Source organism: Streptomyces flavochromogenes (genome assembly GCF_000717595.1).
GTDB lineage: Bacteria > Actinomycetota > Actinomycetes > Streptomycetales > Streptomycetaceae > Streptomyces > Streptomyces flavochromogenes.
The window spans coordinates 1-260 of record NZ_JNZO01000133.1; the positions used below are offsets into that span (position 1 = coordinate 1).

The 260-nt window shown below is 66.2% G+C and carries 1 protein-coding gene; it reads right to left on the reverse strand.

From position 1 onward, the window contains the following. Nucleotides 1-260, reverse strand: a 260-nt coding sequence (locus IF00_RS46630; protein ID WP_209439855.1) for a hypothetical protein, incomplete at both ends; no start/stop codon positions are given.

Consider the following 260-nt stretch of genomic DNA (forward strand, 5'->3'; position numbering starts at 1 on the left):
AAACCACCGGCGGATCCACCGCTGTGCACCTCGGTACCCTCCACGTGCAGAGCACGCTGAGGCGAGAGGGAGAGGGCCTTTCCGAGTCTGACATTGCCGGTGACGGTGTCCATCACCATTCCCCAGCCGGCGCCCCCGTTACCGTGAAAGCCCACGCTGGAGTCGCTTTCCATGCCGACGAAGGCGCGGTCGGTGTTCGCGGACGCCTGACGGAACCAGATGCCCGCGGAACTGTCGCTGCCCTGACGTACCCGCATGCG